This window comes from Achromobacter sp. ACM05 (assembly GCF_019218915.1).
In the GTDB taxonomy this organism is placed as follows: Bacteria; Pseudomonadota; Gammaproteobacteria; order Burkholderiales; family Burkholderiaceae_B; genus Achromobacter; species Achromobacter animicus.
Genome location: NZ_JAHUWQ010000001.1, coordinates 1,817,945 through 1,841,048, shown reverse-complemented (window position 1 = coordinate 1,841,048; position 23,104 = coordinate 1,817,945). Strand labels below are relative to the sequence as shown.

The 23,104-nt window shown below is 66.9% G+C and carries 22 protein-coding genes and 1 pseudogene; 12 read left to right on the top strand and 11 right to left on the bottom strand.

Translation table 11 applies throughout. The features are described 5' to 3' along the window. Positions 1-194: 194 nt before the first annotated feature. The 10 genes from KW836_RS08390 to KW836_RS08345 form a co-directional block, all read right to left on the bottom strand. Complete coding sequence (locus KW836_RS08390; protein WP_218342959.1) at positions 195-554, bottom strand: Rap1a/Tai family immunity protein; 360 nt, start codon at positions 552-554, stop codon at positions 195-197. A gap of 85 nt (positions 555-639) precedes the next feature. Next, entirely contained in the window at positions 640-1,158 is a 519-nt protein-coding gene (locus KW836_RS08385) for a lipocalin family protein (RefSeq protein WP_218342958.1), read from the bottom strand. 11 nt (positions 1,159-1,169) lie between these two features. Further along, positions 1,170-2,252, bottom strand: coding sequence for a cyclopropane-fatty-acyl-phospholipid synthase family protein (locus tag KW836_RS08380; RefSeq protein WP_218342957.1), 1,083 nt, complete (start codon positions 2,250-2,252; stop codon positions 1,170-1,172). 11 nt (positions 2,253-2,263) lie between these two features. Continuing rightward, positions 2,264-3,031, bottom strand: a complete 768-nt coding sequence (locus KW836_RS08375) for a DUF1295 domain-containing protein (RefSeq protein ID WP_218342956.1) — start codon at positions 3,029-3,031, stop codon at positions 2,264-2,266. Then, positions 3,028-4,302 (bottom strand): cyclopropane-fatty-acyl-phospholipid synthase family protein, encoded by a 1,275-nt coding sequence (locus tag KW836_RS08370; RefSeq protein WP_218342955.1) that lies wholly within the window; start codon positions 4,300-4,302, stop codon positions 3,028-3,030. Before KW836_RS08370 ends, KW836_RS08375 begins: the two co-directional genes overlap by 4 nt. Beyond that, positions 4,299-5,075 (bottom strand): DUF1365 domain-containing protein, encoded by a 777-nt coding sequence (locus KW836_RS08365; protein WP_218342954.1) that lies wholly within the window; start codon positions 5,073-5,075, stop codon positions 4,299-4,301. Before KW836_RS08365 ends, KW836_RS08370 begins: the two co-directional genes overlap by 4 nt. Beyond that, positions 5,072-6,337 carry an NAD(P)/FAD-dependent oxidoreductase gene (locus KW836_RS08360; RefSeq protein WP_218342953.1) on the bottom strand — a complete coding sequence of 422 codons (1,266 nt, stop codon included), beginning with the start codon at positions 6,335-6,337 and terminating at the stop codon, positions 5,072-5,074. The genes KW836_RS08365 and KW836_RS08360 overlap by 4 nt, the downstream gene beginning before the upstream one ends. 2 nt (positions 6,338-6,339) lie before the next feature. Then, the gene (locus KW836_RS08355) at positions 6,340-7,272 is read right to left on the bottom strand and encodes an acyl-CoA desaturase (protein ID WP_255595176.1); all 933 of its coding nucleotides are present in this window, start codon (positions 7,270-7,272) and stop codon (positions 6,340-6,342) included. A gap of 118 nt (positions 7,273-7,390) precedes the next feature. Beyond that, entirely contained in the window at positions 7,391-8,062 is a 672-nt protein-coding gene (locus KW836_RS08350; RefSeq protein WP_218342952.1) for an anti-sigma factor domain-containing protein, read from the bottom strand. Beyond that, positions 8,059-8,604 carry an RNA polymerase sigma factor gene (locus tag KW836_RS08345; protein WP_175122623.1) on the bottom strand — a complete coding sequence of 182 codons (546 nt, stop codon included), beginning with the start codon at positions 8,602-8,604 and terminating at the stop codon, positions 8,059-8,061. The genes KW836_RS08350 and KW836_RS08345 overlap by 4 nt, the downstream gene beginning before the upstream one ends. A 214-nt stretch (positions 8,605-8,818) precedes the next feature. Here KW836_RS08345 and KW836_RS08340 point away from each other — a divergent pair, with 214 nt between their 5' ends. From KW836_RS08340 to KW836_RS08315, 6 genes and pseudogenes are all read left to right on the top strand, one after another. Continuing rightward, entirely contained in the window at positions 8,819-9,364 is a 546-nt protein-coding gene (locus KW836_RS08340; protein WP_370633012.1) for a DUF3455 domain-containing protein, read from the top strand. Between the two features lie 112 nt (positions 9,365-9,476). Beyond that, positions 9,477-10,046: a sigma-70 family RNA polymerase sigma factor gene (locus KW836_RS08335; RefSeq protein ID WP_175122621.1), complete on the top strand. Its 570-nt coding sequence runs from the start codon at positions 9,477-9,479 to the stop codon at positions 10,044-10,046. Next, positions 10,043-10,768, top strand: coding sequence for an anti-sigma factor domain-containing protein (locus KW836_RS08330; protein ID WP_218342950.1), 726 nt, complete (start codon positions 10,043-10,045; stop codon positions 10,766-10,768). Before KW836_RS08335 ends, KW836_RS08330 begins: the two co-directional genes overlap by 4 nt. 151 nt (positions 10,769-10,919) lie before the next feature. Next, a complete protein-coding gene (locus tag KW836_RS08325; protein ID WP_218342949.1) occupies positions 10,920-11,528 on the top strand; it encodes a lipocalin family protein in 609 nt (202 codons plus the stop codon). Between the two features lie 139 nt (positions 11,529-11,667). Then, positions 11,668-12,375, top strand: a pseudogene (locus KW836_RS08320) (cryptochrome/photolyase family protein); the annotation flags it as partial. A gap of 130 nt (positions 12,376-12,505) precedes the next feature. Then, a complete protein-coding gene (locus tag KW836_RS08315) occupies positions 12,506-13,729 on the top strand; it encodes a benzoate/H(+) symporter BenE family transporter (RefSeq protein WP_218342948.1) in 1,224 nt (407 codons plus the stop codon). On the opposite strand, the gene KW836_RS08310 is transcribed toward KW836_RS08315, so the two are convergent. Beyond that, positions 13,718-15,214: a PLP-dependent aminotransferase family protein gene (locus KW836_RS08310; RefSeq protein WP_218342947.1), complete on the bottom strand. Its 1,497-nt coding sequence runs from the start codon at positions 15,212-15,214 to the stop codon at positions 13,718-13,720. The two genes, KW836_RS08315 and KW836_RS08310, sit on opposite strands and share 12 nt — an antisense overlap. Positions 15,215-15,366: 152 nt before the next feature. On the opposite strand from KW836_RS08310, the gene KW836_RS08305 reads away from it, so the two are divergent. From KW836_RS08305 to KW836_RS08280, 6 genes are all read left to right on the top strand, one after another. After that, the gene (locus KW836_RS08305) at positions 15,367-17,655 is read left to right on the top strand and encodes a molybdopterin-dependent oxidoreductase (protein WP_218342946.1); all 2,289 of its coding nucleotides are present in this window, start codon (positions 15,367-15,369) and stop codon (positions 17,653-17,655) included. A gap of 117 nt (positions 17,656-17,772) precedes the next feature. Next, positions 17,773-19,251: an ABC transporter substrate-binding protein gene (locus KW836_RS08300; RefSeq protein WP_218342945.1), complete on the top strand. Its 1,479-nt coding sequence runs from the start codon at positions 17,773-17,775 to the stop codon at positions 19,249-19,251. Beyond that, positions 19,238-20,185 (top strand): ABC transporter permease, encoded by a 948-nt coding sequence (locus KW836_RS08295; protein WP_254594196.1) that lies wholly within the window; start codon positions 19,238-19,240, stop codon positions 20,183-20,185. Before KW836_RS08300 ends, KW836_RS08295 begins: the two co-directional genes overlap by 14 nt. After that, a complete protein-coding gene (locus tag KW836_RS08290; protein WP_175122614.1) occupies positions 20,182-21,111 on the top strand; it encodes an ABC transporter permease in 930 nt (309 codons plus the stop codon). Before KW836_RS08295 ends, KW836_RS08290 begins: the two co-directional genes overlap by 4 nt. Beyond that, positions 21,108-22,097, top strand: a complete 990-nt coding sequence (locus KW836_RS08285) for an ABC transporter ATP-binding protein (protein WP_218342944.1) — start codon at positions 21,108-21,110, stop codon at positions 22,095-22,097. Before KW836_RS08290 ends, KW836_RS08285 begins: the two co-directional genes overlap by 4 nt. After that, entirely contained in the window at positions 22,094-23,089 is a 996-nt protein-coding gene (locus KW836_RS08280) for an ABC transporter ATP-binding protein (RefSeq protein ID WP_218342943.1), read from the top strand. Before KW836_RS08285 ends, KW836_RS08280 begins: the two co-directional genes overlap by 4 nt. Positions 23,090-23,104: the final 15 nt, after the last annotated feature.

The window sequence follows — 23,104 nt, the reverse complement described above, 5'->3', positions numbered from 1 at the left end:
GTCGCTTTGCAGTCGGCTTGCCCATCGTCATCCCCTCGGCGCAAACCCGTAACAACGGGCCGCATAAGTTTTCTGATTCTTTCGGCTTCGGGATTTTTACCAGGGACGCGTGCCTTTGCACAGCAATGTTGCACTTCGGTCAGGATGCTGCCGGGGCGGCGCCAACGCATTGGTGCGCGCCAACAACGGTGGCCTTAACGGCAAGGAAACGAACGCGCCAGCGCCTCGCCAACCAGCGGTCCGGCGTTCGTTTTCAGACGGCTGGCTGGCAGCGCAGTCAGATAGCTGTGCACCCTGTCCTTCAACTCATGCGGCAGGACACCCGTTCGGGTGCACCAAAGCGTTCCTTGCGTCTGATCGGCAATCCCGCTCACATAGGCCTGCGCATACGCCGACGAGAACTGGCGGCCCAGCGAGGCATCGCGAATCTCCGACGGCATTTTTCCTTCCATGGCGGCGATCAGATCGGCGCCGGAAAAATGCCAGGTCCGGACTTCCTGCGCCTGGCTTGCCACCGAGGCAGACAGCATGCAGATCAGTGCCACGCGTCTCATTGTCTTCGTTCCTATTCGCCACGACATGGGCAATGGAGCGAAGGATAGCGCAGGCGGGAAGGCGGCCGCGCCTGCCCGTCCGCCATCACCGCTCGCAACGCTGCGGTACCTTGCGCGGCGCTTCCGTGTAACCCAACGCCATCACCCTGCTCAGCAGATCGGCATAGACCGCATCGTCCAGGCACGGCACCCGGGCCATGATCCAGACGTAATCGCGCTTGGAGCGGCCAACGATGGTGATCTGGTACGACTCGTCCAGATAGGCGATGACGTACTCGGCCTTGATGGGCCAGATGAACTGCATGCCCCACACCGCATTGCCGGTGCCGGGCCGCACGGTGGCCACCGGGTGCATGGTGTCGATGGGCGCCTCGAAGCTGCCATCGCGGTAGCGGAAATCCGTCTGCACCCGGCCGTCCGGCAGCAGCCGATAGCTTTCCACGGCGTCGTACGCGTTGCGCTCGGGCCAACTGGGAATGTGGGCGATTACATACCAGTCGCCCATGAAACGGTTCAGGTCCACGTGAGCCACCGGCGGCATGGGCGGCGGCGACGCGCAGCCGGCCAGCAGGGCCGTCACGCCAATACACAGGTTTCGCAACATGATGGTTCTCCTCAAGGCCGCGTGTAGCGATAGTGCGCCACGCCCCACTGCTGGCCGTCGTCATAGCCAAAGAGCTCGGCGCAGGCCATCCAGAACATGCGCCAGCGCTGGTGCCACAAGCGGGCCAAGGACGGGCCGTAAGCGTCTGCCAACGCCGCCCGCGCCGTTTCCCGGCGCGCGTCCTGGTTGGCCAGCCAGTGGTTGGCGGTGCGGGCGTAATGCGTGCCGTCGAGAAACCAGCGCTCCTCAAGTCGCAGGTCTTGCTGGAAGTGCAGCAACGTCTGCGCCGACGGCATGATGCCGCCAGTAAAAAAGTGCCGTCCCATCCAGTTGCCGGCGCCGTCGGTCTCGAACGGATAGGCGCGCTCGCGGTGCGCGAAGATGTGCACGAACAGCTTGCCGCCGGGCCGCAGCCACTGCGCAATGCGTGCCATCAGGTCCTGGTAGTTGCGCATGTGCTCGAACATTTCCACCGAAACGCAGCGGTCGAAGGCGGCGGCAGGCAGCGCCAGCACGTTGACATCGCAGGTCACGACGCGCACGTGCGACCAGCCGCGCTCCCGGCAGCGCGCCTCGATGTGCTGGCGCTGGGTGGCCGAGTTCGACACCGCGGTGATGCGTGCATTGGGAAAGCGCTCGGCCATCCACAGCGTCAGCGAGCCCCAGCCGCAACCCAGCTCCAGGATGTCCTGGCCGTCAGCCAGCTCGGCGCGCTCGCCATACAGGCGCAGCATGGCGGTTTCGGCCTGGTCCAGCGTTTCGCTGCCCGTCGGGTAAAGGCAACTTGAATATTTCATGCGCGCGCCCAGGCAAAGCTGAAAGAACGCGGTCGGCAATTCGTAGTGCTGGGCGTTTGCGGCATCGGTGTGGATGGCGACGGCGCTGGTGCGCAGGCCGGCGATAAGCTGGCGGTCGCTCTCGGTCCAGGCCTCGATGCCGCCGGCGTATTCCTGCGCCAGACGCTCGGCGCAGAGGCGCCGCATGCCCAGGCGCAGCAACCCATCGGGCAGCAGGCCGCGTTCGGCCAGGCCGAGCAGACCGGGCGCGGGGCGGTCGGTGGGCAACGGAGTGTCGTGCAGCGTCGCGGTCGTCATGGCATACCTCGTCAGGATTTCGGGAACCAGGGAAAGAACGCCGGCGTGCGGCGTTGGTAGTCGCGATAGTCGTCGCCGCGCGTGCGCAGCGCCTGTTGCTCGGTGAACGGAATGCCGCTGATCCAGCGCAGAAATACATACATCAGCACCGGCCCCAGCCACGACAACCATGCCAGCGGCGATCCCCACGCCAAGGCGACGTAGGCGAACCAATGGCACCACTCGAAGAAGTAGTTGGGGTGCCGCGAATAGCGCCACAGGCCGACCCGGCAGGTCAGGCCGCGGTGAGAGGGGTTGTCGCGGAAGTGGTCGAGCTGGCGGTCGGCAATCACCTCGCCCGACAGGGCGGCCAGCCAGATCAGCAGGGCCAGCGCCACGGGCCAGCCCTGCGCCGGGCTGGCGCCTGCCGCCAGGAAGGGCAGGCAGAACAGCATCACCAGCCCGGCCTGGAACATGAACAGGCCGAAGAACTTGCCCTGGTGACCTTGCCAATGCTCGCGCAGCGCACGATAGCGGCCGTCCTCGCCCGCGCGCACGCGCCGCCACAGATGCCAAGCCAACCGCAACGACCACACCCCAGCCATCAATGCCAGCGCGAGCCTGGCGGCAAGACTGCCCGCGCCAGTGGCTGCGATCAGCAATGCCGCCGCGCCCATGCCCAGCGCCCACACCACGTCGACGATGCCGGCGTTGGCGCGGCGGCGCTGCCAGCGCCAAGCCAACGTCATGGCGCCAATCATGCCCAGCGCAATGCAGAACCATTGTTGCCAGACCGTCATGGCGCCTCCCGCACCCAGCGCTCGCCCTCAGGGCGCGCCTGCGGATGCGTCAGCAGCAGGTGCGCAACGCCGATGGAGCGTTCGCGAAAGCCGCCTTCGCAGTACGCCAGGTAGAACTCCCACAAGCGGCTGAAGCGTGCGTCGAAGCCTTGCGCCCGCACCTCGGGCTGCCGCGCCAGGAAGCGTTCGCGCCAGACTTGCAGCGTGCGCGCGTACGACAGACCGAAATCCTCCAGGTGCACCAACGCCAGATCGCAGGCGCGGGTCTTGGCGCGCAGCATGCCATCGATGGACGGAATGAAGCTGCCCGGGAATATGTGGCGCTTGATGAAATCCACCGAGGCCAGCGCCTGCGCATAGCGGTGGTCCTCGATGGTGATGGCTTGAATCAGCGCGCGGCCATGCGGGCTGAGCAGGCTGGCGACCTTGGCGAAATAGGCTTCCAGGAAATTTGCGCCAACGGCTTCGATCATCTCCACCGACACCACCTTGTCGTACTGGCCTTGCAGATCGCGATAGTCCCGCAGCACGACGCTGACGCGGTCCTGCAGGCCGGCGGCGCGCACCCGCTCGACCGCCAGGTCATGCTGCTCGCGCGAGAGCGTGGCGGTGGTGACGTGGCAGCCGTAGTGACGCGCCGCGTGGATGGCCAAGCCGCCCCAGCCGCTGCCGATCTCCACCACGCGGTCCGTGGGACGTAGCGCCAGCTTGCGGCAGATCGTCTCCAGCTTGCGATGGGACGCCGCCTCCAGCGTGTCATCGCCGTCAGCCCACAGCGCCGACGAATACATCAGGTCGTCGGACAAGAACAACGCAAAGAACGGATTGCCCAGATCGTAGTGAGCGGCGATGTTGCGGCGGCTGCCGTCGCGGGTATTGCGGTTGCCGGCATGCCAGCGACGCAGTGCCCAACCGGCCAGCCGCGCCAGCCCCGACTCCATGGCGTCCAGCGTGTCGCGGTTGCGCACCAGCAGGCGCACCAGTCCGACCAGGTCGTCGCAGCGCCACAGGCCGTCGCCGTAGGCTTCGCCCGCGCCGACGCTGCCTTGCGCGGCCACCAGCCGGTAAAAGCCCAGGTCACTGACAGTCAGGCGCACGCACGGCTCGCCGCGGCCCAGCGTGACGCTGCCCAGCCCGTCTTCGATCAGCAGCCGGCCATGGTCCAGTGCCGCCAGACTGGCAAACAGGCGCTGGCGCAACAGCCGCTCGAGCGGACTGGCGCGGCGGCTGGCCGCGACCGAGGCATGTTCCGAGGGCGTCATGGGTTTCATCGCGGTTCTCCGTTGGGCGTGCGGGGATGGTCGTAGACGGGATTGCGCTTGAGCCACAGACGCAGCGCCTGCCAATGAATGGCGCCGACGACTTGCAGCGTCATCAACGGGTAGCGCCACAGCAGGCGCGCTAGCCCCGCGCCATCCAAGGCGCGGCGCTGCAGATCCAAGCGCGCGTCAAACTGCGCCACGCCTGCCCGGCTGACCCGCATGTGCACCCGCAGGTCGTCGGCGGGCAGGTTGAATCGCCAGTCATAAGCGCAATCCATCGGCAGGAATGGCGATACGTGGAAGCGCTTGTCAAAGTGCCAGGCCAGGGCGTCGCCCTCGCGCTCGGCGGCGGTGGCCGGCAGCACTACGCAATGGCGCTGCTTCCACGGCGTATTGGTGATCTCGGCCACGATGGCCGCCAGCGTGCTGCCGTCGGCGTCAAAGCAGTAATAGAAGCTCACCGGATTGAAGACGTAGCCGGCGTAGCGCGGGTGCGCCAGCAGTCGGATGGGTCCTTCCGGCACGTCTCCCAAATGCGCCCGCAGGCGTTGCCGAACCGCCTGCGCCAGCGGCAGGCCTTCGCCGGCGTCGAGGTAATCTGCCCTGCGCCACTGCGCCAGATTGGGGCGCTCTACGGACCACAGCCAGCGATCCTGAAACACGCGGTCGATCTCATCCAGATCCAGGTAAAGCTGCGCCATGCGGTAGCCGAAGCCATGCGCGTGCGGATGGTGGCGCCGGTGAGTCACCCGGCCCTCGTAGACGGCGCTCTGCTGGATCATGCCGCCTCCCTCTCCCGCACCCGCGGCTGTTCCAGGATGCCGCGCACCACGTCCAGCGCGCTCGCCACGCCGTCTTCATGAAAGCCCCAGCCCCAATAGGCGCCGGCGTACCAACTGCGCCGGCGCCCCGATATCTCCGCGCGGCGCGACTGCGCGGCCACGGCTTCGTGGGTGTACACGGGGTGGTGATAGCGCATGCGCGCCAGCACCGTGTCCGGATCGATGGCATCGCTGCGATTCAACGTCACGATGAAGGGCTGCGGCGACCTGATGCCCTGCAGCAGGTTCATGCAATAGCTGACCGAACACGGCGCGTCCGGATCGGCCGGCACATAGGCGTTCCAGGCGGCCCAGGCCTTGCGCTGATGCGGCAACAGGCGCGCGTCGGTGTGCAACACCACATCGTTGTCCTGGTAGGCGATGGCGCCGAGGACCTCGCGTTCCTGCGGCGTCGGGTCGGCCAGCAGCGCCAGCGCCTGGTCGCTGTGGCAGGCGAAGATCACCTCGTCATGGTGATCCTGGCCATCGGGCGTCATGACCTGCACGCCGCCCGGCAGGCGCCGGACGGCGCGCACGGCGCAGTTCAGCCGCTCGCGCACCGCCCATTGCCGGCGCATGGCGTCGATATAGCGGCGCGATCCGCCCTGCACCACGCGCCACTGCGGCCGGCCGCTCAGGCGCAGCATTTGGTGGTTCGCCATGAACCGCACCAGGTATCGCGCCGGAAACGCCAGGATGCGCGAGGCCGGCGATGACCACAGCGCCGACGCCATCGGAATCAGGTGGTCGGTGCGGAACGCCTCACCGTAACGGTGTTGCGCCAGGTATTCGCCCAGCGTAGGGCCCGGCTCCGGCGCGCGCAGCAGCGCGGGCGCCTCGCGGTAGAAGCGGATCAGGTCGCGCACCATGCCCAGGAATCGCGGCGACAGCAGGTTGCGCCGTTGGCAGAACAGCGTGTCCAGCGAGGCGGCGTTATAGGCAAGACCGTCCGCTTCCTTGTGCACCGAAAAGCTCATGGTGGTGGGCTGCGACGCCACGCCCAATTCCTCCAGCAGCGCCGTGAAATGCGGGTAATTGAGCGGGTTGTGAACGATGAATCCGCTATCGACCGCATAGCGCCGGCCGCCCTGTTCGACCCTGTGCGTATGCGTATGCCCACCCAGATAGTCGTTGGCCTCGTACAGCGTGACATCGTGGTCGCGGCCCAGCTTCCAGGCGCAGACCAGTCCCGCGATGCCCGAACCGATGATGGCGATGCGCATGCTCACTCCTTGGCAGCGGCCAGCGCCCAATCCGGCACGGCCTTCAGGTCCCAGATGAGGCCGGTGGCGGCCAGCACGCGCAGGCCGTACCAGGTGATGTCGATCTCGCGCGGACGAAAACCCTGGCGCGCCGATCCCGGATAGAAGTGATGGTTGTTGTGCCAGCCCTCACCGAACGTCAGCAGCGCAAGCCACACGTTGTTGCGGCTGTCATCGGTGGTGTCATAGCGCCGCTTGCCGTAGCGGTGCGCCAGCGAGTTGATGGTGACGGTGGCGTGGAACAGGGCCACGGTGGAAATGAAGAAGCCCCACACCAGCATCTGCGGCCCGTCCGTGCCCAGGCCGGGCGCCACGCGCGCCAACAGCGCCCCCAATCCGTAGCACCCCACTGCCAGCGCCAGCGGCACCGCGGCGTCAAAGCGGTCGAGCCAGCGCAGTTCGGGGTAGCCGCGCAGATCCGGCACGCGCGCAAGGTCGGTGGCGAAGGCGCGGCGTGTCAGGAACCAGCCCATGTGGCTCCACCAGAAGCCGTGATGGCGCGGAGAATGCAGGTCATGCGCATCGTCGGCATGGCGATGATGGTGCCGATGGTGGGCCGCCCACCACAGCGGACCGCGCTGCGCGCACGATGCTCCCAGCACGGCGAACACCCACTGCATGCCCCGCGACGTGCGGAATGTGCGATGCGAGAAATAGCGGTGATAGAAGCCGGTCAGAGCGAACATCCGTACCGCGTAGAGCGCCCCCGCCAGCGCCACCGCAACCGGCGAGACACCGGTCCACAGCACACCCAGGCAGCCGGCGTGCAGCAAGGCGAAAGGCAAGGCGCGGGTCCAGTCGATGCGATCGGGATCGCCGCCCGGCGCGTCCTGCGCCTGCGTATCGACCCAGCGCCGCATCGAAGCGGTCCAGCCGGTAAGAATGGAGCGCATCATGCTGTCCTGTGGGAAACGTAGGGGGATATACGGTCCCGGCACAGCATCGGATGCGTAGGTGAAAACCCTGGTGCGGAGCGGGCCGCGGCAAGCGCGCGGCCCCCGCTCAAGACGCGGCTCAGATCTTGAGCACGTCGCCCTTCATGATGACCGGGCCGGTGGGCTTGCCCGACGGCGACCCGCCCGGCGGTTCGAGCGTGATGGCCAGGGTCTGCCCGCCTTCCAGGCCTTGGGCGCGCGGCAGCGCCGTCTGGCCATCGGGGGCCACCACCCCGACGGATATCGGCGCCTGTCCCGGCGGAATCACCCAGAGCTCCAGGGCCTTGCCGTCGGCGCGCGAGGCCAGATCCTGCAAGGCATGCACGTGCAGGCCGCCGCGCTCGTCGGCGCGCACCACCAGCATGGCCTGCGCCTCCGGGCTTTGCAGCACCGCCATCAGCTGCGTGCGCGCGGCGCGGTCAACCTGCATCGGGTAGATCGCCACCCCTGCCACCAGCAGGGCCGCCAGCGCGCCGCTGACCGCGCGCCAGAATGCCAGGCCCTGCCAACCACGGCCGCCCCCCGGCTTCAGGCGCGATTCGATGGCGCGCCACACGCGGCGCGGCGGCACCCGGGCCGGCAGCGACCACAACAGGGGGTAGATGTCGTCTTCCCATTCGCGCACCTGGCGGCGCAGGTTGGCGTCGGCGGCCATCAAGCCCTCGAAGCGGCGGCGTGCGCCCCCGCGCATGGCGCCGGCCACGTAATCCGCGGCAAGCCGCTCGCGCAGTTGAGGATTGGTGTAGTTCATGACAGACACCTCTTGAGCCGGTCCATGCCGCGCCGCACCCAGCTCTTGATCGTGCCCAGCGGGGCCTCGAGGCGGCGGGCGATCTCGCTGTGGCTGAGGTCGTCGAAAAAGGACAGCGCGATGGCCGCGCGTTGCTGACCTTCGAGCTGTTTCAGGCAGTCCGCCAGACGCTGGCCGTCCTGGTCGCGTTGCAAGCGTTCGAACGGGCCGGGCGCGTCATCGGCCCAGGCCTGCGTCAATGCGCCGTCGGCGTCGGGGCGTTCCAGGTCCGGCCGGCGGAGCATGTCGATGCAACGGTTGCGCACGATGCGCGTCATCCAGGTCATGACTTGGCTCTGCTCCGATGAATAGCGGGCGGCATTGCGCCAGATATTGATGAAGCTGTCCTGGAGGACTTCCTCTGCCCAGTCGCTTCGCCGCAATATACGTACCGCGAGCGCGAACAGATGCGGGGAAGTCTGACGATAGAGTTCCGCCAGCGCGGACTCCTGGCCGCGAGCGCACTCCTGTATCAAAGCCTGCAGACGAAGCGGATCGGGCATGGCGGCTATCCGGGGTCACTGGCATTCAGGCCGCGCGACGACAAAACGGCGCTCGGGGGATGGATGTCTTGCAGCGGATGATACAGGCAAGTCCAGGCCGCGAAATATTTTCCGCGGCCTGCATCCAACTGCGGCTCCCGCGTGTAGTACCTGCAACGGCGCACATTCCGTGCGCCGTATCCGCAGCGTTTTACTGCGCAGGAGACCGCTCATGATGACTCGCCACACCCCCGCCAACGGCCTTTTCGCGGCCGCAATGCTGGCCGCTTGCGGCATGCTGCACACCTCCCCGGCGCTGGCCGCCTCGCAAGACGCCCTGCCCGCTTCTGTTCAGGTGCCCGCCGGCCACAAAGTGGCATGGGAAACCGTGGGCACGGGCGACATCACCTATGAATGCCGCGCCAAGGCCGACGCCAAGGATCAGATGGAATGGGTGTTCGCCGGTCCGAAGGCGGTGCTGAAAGACCGCCAGGGCAAACAGGTCGGCACCTACTATGGCCCGCCCGCCACCTGGGAAGCCGCGGACGGCTCCAAGCTGACCGGCACGCAGGTCGCCGTGGCGCCGGCCGGCGCGGGCAACCTGCCCTATCAACTGGTCAAGGCCAATCCCGCCATGGGCGCCGGCGCCCTGACCGGCGTCACGTATATCCAGCGCACGGCGCTCAAGGGCGGCGTGGCGCCGCAGACGCCTTGCACGAAGGCCGGCGAACGCAGCCAGGTGTCTTACCAGGCCGACTACATCTTCTGGAAGGCCAACTGACATCGGGCAGGCAGGCCCCTGGCGGCAACGGAACTCCGGTAACATGCCTGGATCCGCCGCCGCCCGGGGCTTGCCAGCCCGGTCCGTGCCCCCCCCTTCCTGCTCTGTGCGCATGCCGAACCGACCTGATCCGGACTTCGATTACACCGCGGCCCTCGAGCAGTGCGCCGCGGGACGCCGCTCGGCGCTGGAGGCCCTGTACCGCCAAGAAGGCCCCCGTTTGCTGGGCGTCGCGCAGCGCATCGTGCGTGACCGCGCCCGGGCCGAAGACATCGTGCACGACGCCTTCGTCAATATCTGGAACCGGGCTGGCAGCTTCGACGCCACGCGCGGTTCGGCCCGTGGCTGGATCTACAGCGTCGCGCGCAACCTGGCGCTGAACGCCGTGCGCGACGGCCGCCACGAAACCGCCGTCGACGACGACACCGCCGCCGCGCTGGATGCTCGCGACGCAATGGATGCCTGGCACGACACGCGCGACGCCTTCGACTGGCGCGACAGCGCCGGCCGCATCGGCCCGTGCCTCGAACAACTGGAACCCGTGCGCCGCAACTGCGTACTGCATGCCTACGTGGAAGGCCTGTCGCACAGTGAAATCGCGCAGCGCCTGGGCGCGCCGCTGGGCACCGTCAAAGCCTGGATCAAGCGCAGCTTGAAAGCGCTGAAGGAATGCCTGGCATGAGCGCCCCGTCCCCTTCCCCCGACAACCTGAACGAACTGGCCGGCGAATACGTGCTGGGCACCTTGTCCGCCGCACGCCGGCGCGACGTCAACGCCCGCCTGCCGCACGATGCCGCGCTGCGCGCCGCCGTCGACCGCTGGGAAGAACGCCTGCTGCCGCTCAGCAGCCTGGCCGAGCCGATCGAGCCGTCGCCGGGCCTGTGGCCTCGCATTGCGGTTACGCTGGATCGCCAACGCGCGGCCCCACAAGCCGCGCAGCCGGCGCGCCCGGGTTGGTGGGACAGCCTGTTCTTCTGGCGCGGTGCGGCCGCCAGCGGCCTGGCTGCCGCCCTGGTGCTGGCCGGCACGCTGGCGCTGCGGCCCGCGCCCGCGCCGGGTCCCGTGCAGTACATGGTGGTGCTGGTCGCGCCCCAGTCGCAAACGCCGGGCTGGGTCGTGCAGGCCAGTGCCGGTCAGCGCGACGTGCAACTGGTGCCGATCGCGGCCATGCAGGTACCGGCCGATCGTGCGCTGGAATTCTGGACCAAGGCCGACGGCTGGGCCGGTCCGGTCTCGCTGGGCCTGATCAAACCGGGCGAGCCGGTGCGCATCCCGCTGGACAAGCTGCCGCCGCTGGAACCGAACCAGTTGTTTGAGCTGACGCTGGAACCGGCCACCGGGTCGCCCACCGGCAAGCCGACCGGGCCGATCCAGTTCATCGGCCGCGCGGTCAAGGTGATGTAGCGCCGGCGCGCCTGAATCGGCGCCGGCCCAGGCACCGGACCTGAAGCCGGCGCGAAGCCCATGAATTGTTTCCTTTCTTTCCGAACTGGAACCAAGGGCGCAGACCCCCGCAAATATAATTTCCGAGACTCAAATTCAGCGGAGGTTTTTCATGCGCCATGCAGAAGCCGGTCGTCGTTTCATCCACCCGTTGCGGCGCGTCGCCCCGTGGCTGGCCTTGGGACTGTTGGGTTTGACGTTGTATGGCTGTGCCGCGACGACGCCGCCCAAAGGCGTGACACCCGTTGGCTCGTTCGACGTGCATCGTTATGAAGGACGCTGGTTTGAAATTGCGCGGCTGGACCACAGCTTCGAACGCGGCATGACGGACGTCACCGCCCACTACACGCTGCAAGACGACGGCACCGTGCGCGTCGTCAACCGCGGGTTCGACCCGGCCAAGGGTTCGCAAGGCGATTGGCGTTCGGCGCAGGGGCGAGCCCGCTTCACGGGTGACCCGTCGGTGGCATCGCTGAAAGTGTCGTTCTTCGGCCCCTTCTATGGCGGCTACCATGTGGCCGCATTGGATCCGGATTACCGCTGGGCCCTGGTCGTCGGCCCGGATCGCAGCTACGCCTGGATTCTCGCGCGTGACAAGACGCTGGGCCGCGATACGCGCGACGACATCCTGCGCCGCGCCAAGGCGTTGGGCCTGGACACCGACGCATTCATCTGGGTCAGCCAGGATCGCGAACAGCCGCCACTTGAACCGGCCTCCTGATGCAAAACCGCGCGCCATGACATCCGAGCGCGCGAGGGCGCACACCCTGCGCCTGAGTCTCGGCGACCAGCTGAACCCGTTGCAAGCTGGTTCGCCCGGACAGACCAGAATGTCGTGTTTGTGCTGATGGAAGTGCACCAAGATGCTGCATCCAGACGAGCTGGTGCGCCAGGCGCAGGCCGCCTACGAAACGGGGCGCGCGCCCTTGGCAGCGGTCGAGGGCTTCATCCGGCAGATCCTGGGATGGCGCGAATATGTGCGTGGCGTGTATTGGGCGCACATGCCGAGTTACGAGACGCGCAACGCCTTGGCGCACACACGCCCGCTGCCGACGTGGTTCTGGACCGGAAAGACCAACATGCGCTGCATGCGCGACGCCATCGGCAACTCGCTGGACAACGCCTACGCGCACCATATCCAACGCCTGATGGTCATCGGCAACTTCGCACTGTTGGCCGGTCTGGACCCTGCCGAAGTGCACCGCTGGTATCTGGGCGTGTACATCGATGCGTTCGAATGGGTCGAACTGCCCAACACGGTTGGCATGAGCCAGCTTGCCGACGGTGGTCTGCTGGGCACGAAACCCTATGCCGGCAGTGCGTCATACATCGACCGGATGAGCGATTACTGCCGTGGATGCTCGTACGACAGAAAACAGAAGACAGGCGATCGCGCCTGTCCGTTCAACGCGCTGTACTGGGATTTCTTTGCTCGCCATCAACCGCAGCTCAAGGACAACCGGCGCCTGGCCATGGTGTACCAACGCTGGCGGGACATGCCCGAGGACGCGCAGACGGCGTTGCGTGAGCACGCGGCGCTGACATTGACACGCCTGGACGAGCTTTAAGAAAGGCTCCACTTCAGAAGCGGTCTGCCCGCCCGGCGGGATGTGGCAGGTATCAACCTGCCGCGCCCCCCATAGACTCCCCGTTCAAGTCCGGCCCGCGGCCGGGCGCCCCTTGAATGCGGAGTGATTCATGACAGCACCTCGGGCGGGTATCCGACTCGCCGACTTCCTATCCCCGACCGTCGCGGCCCTGATATCGGTGTTGGTGAACTATGGCGGCACCTTTGTTCTGGTGTTTCAGGCGGCAGAGCTGGCCCGCTTGACGCCGGCGCAGACCACCTCCTGGGTATGGGCGGTATCCATCGGGGTGGGCGTGACCGGCGCGCTGCTCAGCTGGCGCTACAAAGCGCCCATCATTACGGCGTGGTCCACGCCCGGCGCCGCGTTCCTGGCCACGGTCATGCCGTTCACGCCTTATCAGGAAATCATCGGCGCGTACATGTTGTCGGCGCTGGGTTTCATCGTGCTGGGACTGTCGGGTGCATTCGAAAAGCTTGTGCGCAGGATCCCGGCTGGCATCGCCGCTGGTCTGCTGGCGGGCATCCTGCTGCAGTTTGGCGTCAATGCCTTTGGCGGCGCCAGCGCCGCCCCCCTGCTGGTGATCGTGCTGGTGGTGTCCTACGCGCTGCTCAAGCGCTTCTCCTCGCGCTTCGCCGTGATCGGCATCCTGGCCATCGGCCTCGCATTGCTCATCGCGCAGGGCCGGATCGACTTCTCGGCGGTCCATCTGCGCCTGGCGGCGCCCGTGTTCGAAATGCCCGGCTTCTCGCTGCAGGCCGCGCTGGGCGTTGCCCTGCCCCTTTTCATCATCACCCTCACCGGTCAATACATGCCCGGCATGCTGGTGCTGCGCAACGATGGCTACCGGACCAGCGCGAATCCGATCCTGACCGTGACGGGACTGGGCTCGCTCGTGATGGCGCCGTTCGGGGCGCACGCATTCAATGTTGCGGCGATCACCGCCGCCATCTGCACCGGCAAGGACGCCCATGAAGATCCCGCCAAGCGTTACATCGCGGGTCTGGCCTGCGGTGCGTTCTACATCCTGGTCGGCACCTTCGGCGTTACGTTGGCGACACTGTTCATGGTGCTGCCCAAGGCATTCATCACCACACTGGCCGGCCTTGCCTTGCTTGGCGCGATTGGCGGCAGCCTTGCCAACGCCATGGCCGACGCGCGCACGCGTGAGACGGCGCTCATCACCTTTCTGGCCACCGCCGCGAACGTCACGCTGCTAGGTGTGGGCGGCGCATTCTGGGGCCTGGTGGCCGGCTTGACCGCGCATCTGCTGATGCACGGCGCCCCTCAGGGACGGCACTCCATGCTGCCCAATCAAGGCCGGTCAAGCCCTTGACAGCGCGTTCTCCAGACGCAGCACGGCGTCCTCGATCTCGTAGGCCGTCAACGACGCATAGCCCAACAGCCAGCCCGGCTGCTTGTACGGGCCGGCATACAGCCGGCTGAGGCCGGGCAGGCGCAGGCCGGCGCGCTCCGCCAAAAGCAGGGTCCTTTCCTCGGACCAGCCCGGCTCGAGCAGGCACGGGATCTGCAGGCCGCCGGGGGGACGCACTGCCTGCACGACGTGGCCCAGCCGCTTGACCAGCGACGCCAGCAGAACCTCGCGGCGCCCCGCGTACAGCTTGCGCATTGCCCGCACGTGCGAATGGTAATGACCGTCTTCCATGAAGCGGGCCAGTGTCAATTGCAGTATCTGCGGCGTGTGTCCGTCCATGATGCTGCGCGCCCGTGAAAAGGCGTCGACCAGTTCGGGCGGCAGCGCCATGTATCCCATCCTCAGGCCGGGAAACAGCGTCTTGCTGAACGTACCCAGGTACAAGGTGCGCTGATGCCGGTCCAGCCCCTGCACGCAAGCAGTCGGCAAACCGTCGTAATGGAATTCGCTGTCGTAGTCGTCCTCGATGATCCACTTGCCATGGTCGGCGGCCCAACCGATCAGATCCAGCCTGCGTTCCAGCGACAACGTCACGCCCGTCGGATACTGGTGCGACGGCGTCACATACACGCAACTGGCGCCGCTGCGGTCCGCGCGCAGTAGGTCCATGCGTATGCCCTGCGCGTCGACGTCTATCGGCACGATCCGCGTTTCGGCGGCCTCGAACGACTTGCGGGCGCCAAAGTAACCGGGGTTCTCCATCAGGATGGGCTTGTCGGCGTCGGCCAGCAGTTGCGCGCACAGGAAGAGCGCTTGCCGGGTGCTGCTGAGCACCAGGACCTGCTCGGGCACGACCTTGGCGCCACGCTCCAGATTCAGATAGGCAGCGATGGCGCGGCGCAGCGGTTCAGCGCCCTGCGGTTCGCCATGCAGCAGCACGTGGCTGCGGCTGTCCTTCATGACTTGGCGCTGCAGGCGTTCCCAGACGCCAGTGGGAAACGTGCGCGTCTCGGGCAGGCCGGTTGCGAACGCCTTGATGACCTGCTGGTCTGACACGCCGCCGCTATCCAGGATCGCCCGCCCGCGCCGGCTCAGCCCCGCACCCGGCTGCGCCGCGCCGGGCTTGCGCTCCAGCCTTGCCCGCTTGCGCGTCACGCCCCGCAGTTCGATTCCCACCGTCTCGGACACATAGCTGCCCGAGCCCTCGCGACGCACGATGTAGCCATCGCGATGCAGTTGCACGTAGGCGTTCTCGACGGTGTCGCGGGACACGCCCAGCGACTTGGCCAAGCTGCGCGTCGCGGGCAGCTTGACCCGCGGTCCCAGCGCGCCGTCCAGGATCAGCGCGCGCAGCGCCCGCTGGATGCGCTGATGCAGATCCAACCGCTGGAGCGCCGCCTCGTTCATTTGAATCTTGAGCGTATCCAGCTGGAATGTCGTTGCCATAAGGTTGTTGAACGGTCTGCTGATCGGCACGGAAATGGCCGGTCCTGACCGGCCATTCTAAGTCACTGCCGGGCGATGCCCGCGAAGGTGATGCATCGGGCCTGCACCCGCCGCAGTATGATTTCGACGATCAAGCACTCTGAGTTTTCCGCATGGCACGTACGCGTCACCCCTCGCTCGCGCATTGGGGCGCCTTCACGGCAATTACCGAAGCCGGCCGCCTGGTCGGCTGCGAGCCTTTTGAGCCGGATCCGGCGCCCTCGCCCATGCTGGATTCCATTCCCGAGATGGTGCATTCGCCACTGCGCGTGCGCCGTCCCGCGGTGCGGCGCGGCTGGCTTGAAGGCCGCCGCGACCGCGAGGGCGACGACTACATCGAAATTTCCTGGGACCGCGCGCTCGACCTCGTGTCGGGCGAGCTGGCGCGCGTGCGCGCCAAACATGGCGCTGCCGGAATATTTGGCGGCTCGTATGGCTGGTCCTCGGCCGGGCGGGTCCATCATGCGCGCAGCCTGATCCGGCGGTTCCTGTTCCTGGGCGGTGGCTGCGTCGATCAGATCGGCAACTACAGCTGGGGCGCCGCGCAGTTTCTACTGCCGTATGTCATCGGCACCACCTCTCCCGTCAGCGGCGATGTGACCGATTGGGACAGCGTGCTGGAACACACCCGGGTGCTGATCGCGTTTGGCGGCATTCCGGTCAAGAACAGCCAGGTGACGTCGGGCGGCGCAGGTCTGCACAACCTGCCGGGATGGTTGGGCGAGGCCCAGCGGCGCGGCATCAAGCTGGTGGTGGTCAGCCCCACCCGGGCCGACATTCCCGCCGAAATGGCGGCCGAGTGGCTGCCGATACGGCCCAATACCGACACCGCGTTGATGCTGGGCATGGCGCATACCCTGCTGACCCAGGACCATCACGACGAAGCATTTCTAGCCAGCCATTGCACCGGGTTCGAGCGCTGGGCCGCGTATTTGCGCGGCAATACCGATGGCCAGCCCAAGGACGCGGCGTGGGCCGCGGCGATTACCGGCATTCCGGCGACCCGCATTGCGGCGCTGGCACGCGAGGCCGCGCAGCAGCGCAGCCTGTTGACGGCTGCGTGGGCCTTGCAGCGTGCGCAGCATGGCGAGCAGCCGTATTGGGCATTGATCGGACTGGCGGCCATGCTCGGCCAGATCGGCCTGCCCGGCGGCGGCTTTGCCTTTGGCCATGCCTCGTTGAACGGCGTCGGCCAGCCGCGCCGTCAGGTGCCGGGGCCGGAGATTCCCGTGCCCAAGAACCCGTCGGGCTTGGCGATTCCGGTCGCGCGCATCGCGGACATGCTGCTGGCGCCGGGCACGGAATACGAATTCAATGGTGGGCGCCATGTGTACCCGGACGTGAAGCTGATCTACTGGGCCGGCGGCAATCCCTTCCATCACCATCAGGACCAGAATCGCTTGCGGCAGGCCTGGAACAAGCCCGAGACGGTGATCGTGCACGAGTCCCTCTGGACACCGTTGGCACGGCGCGCCGATATCGTGCTGCCCGCCACGACGGCGCTCGAGCGCGAAGATGTGGGCGGGTCGTCGCGCGATCCTTACGTGTTCGCCATGCATCGCGCCGTGGAGCCGCAAGGCGAGGCGCGCAATGATTTCGACATCTTTGCCGAGCTGGCGCGGCGCGCCGGCTTTGGCGAGGCGTTCACCGCGGGGCGCGATGTGCCCGGCTGGTGCCGGCATGTCTATGACGGCATGCGGGCGGGATGCCAGGCGCGGGGCGTGGAACTGCCTGACTTCGACACCTTCTGGGCGCGCGGGCATGCCGAAGTGCCGCCGCCCGAAACGCCCTACGTGCTGTTTGAGCGCTTCCGGCAGGACCCAGCCGGCAACCCGCTTTACACAAAGTCCGGGCGGATCGAGCTGTATTCCGAAGCGGTGGCCGGTTATGGCTATGACGATTGCCCCGGGTATCCGGCCTGGCTGCCGCCGACCGAATGGCTGGGCGCGCCGGCCGCCGAGCAATGGCCGCTGCATCTGCTGACCAATCAACCGCGCACGCGGCTGCACAGCCAACTGGATCCCGCCAGCCTGTCGCGCGCCGGCAAGGTGTCCGGCCATGAGCCCATTGCGATCAACCCGCTGGATGCGGCCGAGCGCGGCATCAGCGAAGGCGATGTGCTGCGGGTGTTCAACGACCGTGGCGCCTGTCTGGCGGGTGCGGTGCTGGACGACGGGCTGTCGCGCGGCGTGGTGATCATGGCGACGGGCGCCTGGTCGGATCCCGACGGCCCTCTGGACAGGCATGGCAATCCGAACGCACTGACCGCGGACATCGGAACCTCGCGGCTGACGCAGGGCCCCAGCGCCCAGACCGCCCTGGTGCAGGTGGAAAAGTATCTGGGCGAGCCGGTGCAGCATCGGGCCTGGGAACTGCCCGTGTTGCTGTCCGGGGCGGCGTAGTCCCGCAACCCGCCCCGCGACAGTCAAGTAATTCCGCGACATATCCTTAGAACGGCACGTTTGATTTTCTGACGGCAAACTTCGTTTTCCTTATTTACGATGGATCCGGAGTGCGCCATGCGCCTTAACCAGTTATTGGGTTTGCTGCTGTCTGCGTCGGTGCTGAGCGCCGCCCAGGCGGCTGATATCACGTTGGCGCTGGGCACCGAGCCCTCGACGCTGGATCCGCAGACGGCGCAGGACGGCTCCGAGCGCGCCGTGTCGCGCAACATCTTCGAAACCCTGCTGACCCGAACGCCCGCGGGCGAGCTGGTGCCGCAATTGGCGACAGCCCTGCCGCGTCAGATCGACGCGACGACCTGGGAGGTCACGCTGCGTCCGGACCTCAAGTTCAGCGACGGCAAGCCCCTGGATGCCGCTGCCGTGGCCGCCAGCATCAACCGCATCGTCGACCCCAAGACCGCCTCCCGCCAGCGTCCGTTCTTTCTTGGCATCAAGCAGGCCGAGGCCGTGGACGCCGTGACCGTCAAGGTGCACACCAACGGCGCCGATCCGGCGCTGCCCGCGCGTCTGTCCTGGCTGACCATCGTGTCGCCAGCCGCGGCCGCCGATGGCAGCCTGAGCCAGAAGCCGGTGGGCAGCGGCCCCTATGTGCTGACGGAATGGTCCAAGGGCAACCGCATCGTCCTCACCAAGAACCCGAATTACTGGAATCCCAAGGCCGTCGGCAATGTCGACCGCGCCACCTATCGCTTCGTCGCCGAACCCGGCACGCGCCTGTCCGGCCTGCGCGCCGGCGATTTCGACTTCATCACCAATCTGCTGCCGGAAGACACCAAGCGCGTGGCCAAGGCCGTGACGCTCAAGGGCACCGACCTGCCCTTTGTGTCGCTCAACGCCCTGAAAGGCCTGACGGCCGACGTGCGCGTGCGCCAGGCCTTGAACTACGCAGTGGACAAGGAAGCGCTGGCCAACGACCTCTATGGCGGCTACGCGTCTGTGTCGCACGGCCAATTGCTGGCGCCGGGCTGGTTTGGCTATGACGCCTCCATCAAGCCCTATCCGTACGATCCCAAGCGCGCAACCGAGCTGCTGAAAGCCGCCGGCGCCCATGGCAAAAGCATCGACCTCTACGCCCCCTCGGGCCGCTGGCTGAAAGACAAGGAACTGGCGGAAACCATTGCCGCCTACTGGGAGGCCGCGGGCCTGAAGGTCAACTTCCGTGTGCTGGCCTGGGCCGAATACCTGGACGCGCTGAACAAGAACCGCGTGCCGACCGAAGCGCAAATCAGCAGCAGCCATTCGAACCAGCTGCTGGACGCGGATCGCACGCTCAGCGCCTATTACGCCGAAGGCGGCGTCGCAGCCGCCAACGACAACGCCGAGCTGAAAAAGCTGATCGAAGACGCGCGCCAGGAAGCCGATCCCGCCAAGCGTCAGGCTTTGTATTCCAAGGCGCTGCAGATCGGCCGCGATCAGGCCTATCTCGTCTTCCTGCTCGATGGCGGCGAGATTTTCGGTTTGTCCAAGCGCGTGGATTTCTCGCCGCGCGTCGACGGCCTGATTCCGCTCAAGGACTTCCGTGTCACCGACTGATCAGGGCGGGCGCGGCTTGCCGCGCTTTTTGCTGGGCCGCTTTCTGCAAGGCTTGCTGGTCGTGTTGGGCGTGACGACGATCGTGTTCGTCGTCACGCGGCTTATCGGCGACCCGGTGCAGGCCATGCTGCCGGTCGATGCCTCGGCCGAAGACCGCGCCGTGCTGGCGCGCGCCTTGGGCATGGATGGGCCGATCTGGCTGCAGTACCTGCACTATCTGCGCGACATCGCCAGCTTTCAGTTCGGCGACTCGCTGTGGCAACACCGGCCGGCCGTGGACATCGTGCTGGAACGCCTGTCCGGCACCCTCACCTTGTGCCTGGGCGCGCTGACCGTCGCCGTGCTGCTGGGCGTGCCGCTGGCCATTGCCGCCGCCCTGAAGCCCGGGCAATGGGCGGATCGCATTTCGGTGTTCCTAAGCTTGAGCGGCCTGTCCCTGCCGCAGTTCTGGCTGGGCTTGCTGCTGATCCTGCTGTTTGCCGTGACCTTGAACTGGCTGCCCTCATCGGGTTCGGACACCGCGGCCAGCGCCGTGCTGCCCATCATGACGCTAGCGCTGCCGGCCTTGGGCCGCATCGCCATGATGTTGCGCTCGGCGCTGATCGATGAGCTCAATTCGCAATACGTGCGCACGGCGCGCGCCAAGGGATTGCGCTCGCGGCGCGTCGTGCTGGTGCATGCCTTGCGCAATGCCGCCGTGCCGACGGTTGCGCTGCTGGGCTGGGAATTCGCCGCCATGCTGGCCGGCCATACCGTCGTGGTCGAAACCGTGTTCGCCTGGCCGGGGCTGGGCCAGACGGCGGTGCAGGCCATCGAGCGCCAGGATCTGGTGCTGCTGCAGGCCGTGGTCTTCTTCATCGCCTTCCTGATCGTGATTCTGAATTTCTGCCTGGACATCGTGTACCGCGTGCTGGACCGGAGAATCGCGGTATGAGCGCACCTGTGTGGGAAGTGCCGGTGTCCGCACCGGCGGCACGTGGCTGGCGTGCCTTGTCGGATCGCCAGCGCGGCTGGATTCTGGCCGTGGTGCTGTTGCTGGCGCTGGCGGCCGTTGCCATCATCCTGCCGTGGCTGGCGCCTTATGACCCCGCCACGATCAAGCTGTCGGCACGCCTGCGTCCGCCGGCCTGGGAAGAACGCGGCAGCCTGGCGAATCTGCTGGGCACGGACAATCTGGGCCGCGATGTGCTGAGCCGGGTGCTGCACGGCGCGCGGCTGTCGATCTTCATCGGCGCCGCCGTGGTGGCGATCTCGGCCGGCGTGGGCGTGCTGGTGGGGCTGATTGCCGGTTTTGCCGGCGGGCGGGTGGACGCGGTGCTGATGCGCTGGGTCGATATCCACGTGGCCTTCCCCGGCTTGCTGCTGTCTTTGGTGATCCTCGTGATTCTGGGTCCCGGCCCGGGAACGGTGATTCTGGCCCTGGCCCTGAACGGCTGGATGGTCTACGCGCGGCAGATCCGCAGCGTGGTGCTGTCGGTGCGCCAGCTGCCCTATATCGAAAGCGCCGAAATGGCTGGCGCGCGGCCGGCGCGCATCCTGCTGCGCCATGTCCTGCCCAATCTGGCCGCGCCGCTGATCACCTTGATGGTGCTGGAGTTCGCGCGTGTCGTGCTGGCCGAGGCGGCCCTGTCGTTTCTGGGTGTTGGCGTGCAACCGCCGGGCGTATCGTGGGGCCTGGACGTGGCCAACGGCCGCAACTATCTGACCAGCGCGTGGTGGCTGGCGACCTTTCCGGGTCTATCCATCGCGCTGACCGTGTTGGGCGTCAACCTGGCGGCCAGCCGCCTGCGCCTGGCGCTGGACCCGCGGGAACGCGAAAAAGACTTTGCCCGCAAACTGCTGGCCAAGGAGGGGCGATGACAACGCAGCCTCTGTTGAGCGTGCGTGACCTGAGCGTTGAATTCCTGACCCGCCAGGGCAGTGTCAATGCGGTCGATCGCGTGTCCTTTGAACTGCATGCCGGCGAAACGCTGGCCTTGGTCGGCGAAAGCGGATCCGGCAAAAGCGCCTGCGCCTTGGCGTTGATGGGCCTGACCACCCTGCCCGGCCGGGTGGCCGGCGGCAGCGTGGTGTTTGACGGCCAGGATCTCCTGACCCTGCCGGAGCGCGCACTGGAAGACATCCGCGGCCGGCGCATCGCCATGGTGTTTCAAGATCCCATGAGCGCGCTGAATCCGCTCCTGACCATCGGCACACAGATCGACGAGGTGCTGGAGCGCCATACCGCGCTGGATGCCGCAGCGCGTCGTGCGCGCATCATCGGTCTGCTGGAGCAGGTCGGCATCCCCAAACCGGCCGAGCGCCTGGGGCGCCTGCCCCACGAGTTTTCCGGCGGCCAGCGGCAACGCATCCTGATCGCCATGGCGCTGGCCTGCGATCCGCAGATCCTGATTGCCGACGAGCCGACCACCGCGTCGGATGTCACGATCCAGGCGCAAATCCTGGAACTGTTGGCCGAATTGAAAGCCCGCCTGAAACTGGCGGTGCTGCTGGTGACGCACGATCTGGGCGTGGTGGCGCAAGTAGCCGACCGCGTGGCCGTGATGTATGCCGGCCGTCTGGTGGAGGTAGGCGATGCCGATGCCTTGTTCGAGCAGCCCGCCCATCCCTATACGGCGGGTCTGCTGCGCGCGACGCCGCGGCTGTCGGATAACCAGCCCCGCATGACGGCGATCGACGGCGTGCCGCCCGATCCGCGCGTGCGCCGAAGCTATTGCGACTTCGCGCCACGTTGCCCGGGCGCCGATGCGGCCTGCGCCGCGCGGCCGCCGTTGCAATCGCTGTCGCCCGGACGTCTGGCTGCCTGTGTGCGGCCGTTTGCACCGGTCTGGAAGGAGCTGGCATGACGGCGCCCCTGTTGCAGGTAGAGGATTTGCGTGTGCATTACCCGGTGCGCTCGGCGGGCTGGTTCAGCCGGCCCATGACCGCGCGCGCGGTCGATGGGGTGTCGCTGGAACTGGCGCGCGGTGAAACATTGGGCCTGGTAGGCGAATCCGGTTCGGGCAAGACCACCTTGGGCCGCGCGGTCCTGCGCCGCACGCCGTTGACGTCGGGGTCCATCCGGTTTCAGGGGAAAGACATCAGCACCGCTGGCACCGCGCAATTGCGCGAGCTGCGGCGGCACATGCAGCTCGTGTTCCAGGACCCGACCACCAGCTTGAATCCGCGTCACACCGTGTTTGATGCGATCGCCGAACCCTTGATCGTGCATGGCTGGTCAGCCGGACGGCGTGCGCTCGAAGCGCGCGTAGCCCAGTTGATCACGCAGGTCGGTCTGCCGGCCGATACGGCCAAGCGCTATCCGCATGCCTTCTCCGGCGGTCAGCGCCAGCGCGTCGGCATTGCCCGCGCGCTGGCGATCCAGCCCGAGCTGATCGTGGCCGATGAACCGGTGTCGGCGCTGGACGTGTCGGTGCGGGCGCAGATCATCAATCTGTTCCAGGACTTGCAGCAGGAGCTGGGACTATCCTTCCTGTTGATCGCGCACGATCTGGCGGTGGTGCGGCATATCTCGCATCGCATCGCCATCATGTATGCCGGCCAGATCGTCGAGACGGGACGTCGTGATGATGTCTATGACCGGCCGCTGCATCCCTATACACGCGGTTTGCTGGCTGCCGTACCCGAGCCGGAACGCCATCGCGATGGCCGTCGGACGTTTCCGGTGGCGCTGGGTGAACCGCCCAGCCCGATGTCCCCGCCATCAGGCTGTCGTTATCACCCGCGTTGCCCCCTGGCGGTTGAACGTTGCCGCCAGGAAGCGCCGCCGCTGATGGCCATGGCGGGCGAACACAAAGTGGCTTGCTGGTTTCCCGGCGCCGCCCCGATTTCCTCGTAATTTTTCATGGAGAAA

What these genes read in the sequence shown, in the direction of transcription:
- KW836_RS08390 (WP_218342959.1), bottom strand. Translation starts at nt 554, where the DNA reads ATGAGACGCGTGGCACTGATCTGCATGCTGTCTGCCTCGGTGGCAAGC.
- KW836_RS08385 (WP_218342958.1), bottom strand. Translation starts at nt 1,158, where the DNA reads ATGTTGCGAAACCTGTGTATTGGCGTGACGGCCCTGCTGGCCGGCTGC.
- KW836_RS08380 (WP_218342957.1), bottom strand. Translation starts at nt 2,252, where the DNA reads ATGACGACCGCGACGCTGCACGACACTCCGTTGCCCACCGACCGCCCC.
- KW836_RS08375 (WP_218342956.1), bottom strand. Translation starts at nt 3,031, where the DNA reads ATGACGGTCTGGCAACAATGGTTCTGCATTGCGCTGGGCATGATTGGC.
- KW836_RS08370 (WP_218342955.1), bottom strand. Translation starts at nt 4,302, where the DNA reads ATGAAACCCATGACGCCCTCGGAACATGCCTCGGTCGCGGCCAGCCGC.
- KW836_RS08365 (WP_218342954.1), bottom strand. Translation starts at nt 5,075, where the DNA reads ATGATCCAGCAGAGCGCCGTCTACGAGGGCCGGGTGACTCACCGGCGC.
- KW836_RS08360 (WP_218342953.1), bottom strand. Translation starts at nt 6,337, where the DNA reads ATGCGCATCGCCATCATCGGTTCGGGCATCGCGGGACTGGTCTGCGCC.
- KW836_RS08355 (WP_255595176.1), bottom strand. Translation starts at nt 7,272, where the DNA reads ATGATGCGCTCCATTCTTACCGGCTGGACCGCTTCGATGCGGCGCTGG.
- KW836_RS08350 (WP_218342952.1), bottom strand. Translation starts at nt 8,062, where the DNA reads ATGAACTACACCAATCCTCAACTGCGCGAGCGGCTTGCCGCGGATTAC.
- KW836_RS08345 (WP_175122623.1), bottom strand. Translation starts at nt 8,604, where the DNA reads ATGCCCGATCCGCTTCGTCTGCAGGCTTTGATACAGGAGTGCGCTCGC.
- KW836_RS08340 (WP_370633012.1), top strand. Translation starts at nt 8,819, where the DNA reads ATGACTCGCCACACCCCCGCCAACGGCCTTTTCGCGGCCGCAATGCTG.
- KW836_RS08335 (WP_175122621.1), top strand. Translation starts at nt 9,477, where the DNA reads ATGCCGAACCGACCTGATCCGGACTTCGATTACACCGCGGCCCTCGAG.
- KW836_RS08330 (WP_218342950.1), top strand. Translation starts at nt 10,043, where the DNA reads ATGAGCGCCCCGTCCCCTTCCCCCGACAACCTGAACGAACTGGCCGGC.
- KW836_RS08325 (WP_218342949.1), top strand. Translation starts at nt 10,920, where the DNA reads ATGCGCCATGCAGAAGCCGGTCGTCGTTTCATCCACCCGTTGCGGCGC.
- KW836_RS08315 (WP_218342948.1), top strand. Translation starts at nt 12,506, where the DNA reads ATGACAGCACCTCGGGCGGGTATCCGACTCGCCGACTTCCTATCCCCG.
- KW836_RS08310 (WP_218342947.1), bottom strand. Translation starts at nt 15,214, where the DNA reads ATGGCAACGACATTCCAGCTGGATACGCTCAAGATTCAAATGAACGAG.
- KW836_RS08305 (WP_218342946.1), top strand. Translation starts at nt 15,367, where the DNA reads ATGGCACGTACGCGTCACCCCTCGCTCGCGCATTGGGGCGCCTTCACG.
- KW836_RS08300 (WP_218342945.1), top strand. Translation starts at nt 17,773, where the DNA reads ATGCGCCTTAACCAGTTATTGGGTTTGCTGCTGTCTGCGTCGGTGCTG.
- KW836_RS08290 (WP_175122614.1), top strand. Translation starts at nt 20,182, where the DNA reads ATGAGCGCACCTGTGTGGGAAGTGCCGGTGTCCGCACCGGCGGCACGT.
- KW836_RS08285 (WP_218342944.1), top strand. Translation starts at nt 21,108, where the DNA reads ATGACAACGCAGCCTCTGTTGAGCGTGCGTGACCTGAGCGTTGAATTC.
- KW836_RS08280 (WP_218342943.1), top strand. Translation starts at nt 22,094, where the DNA reads ATGACGGCGCCCCTGTTGCAGGTAGAGGATTTGCGTGTGCATTACCCG.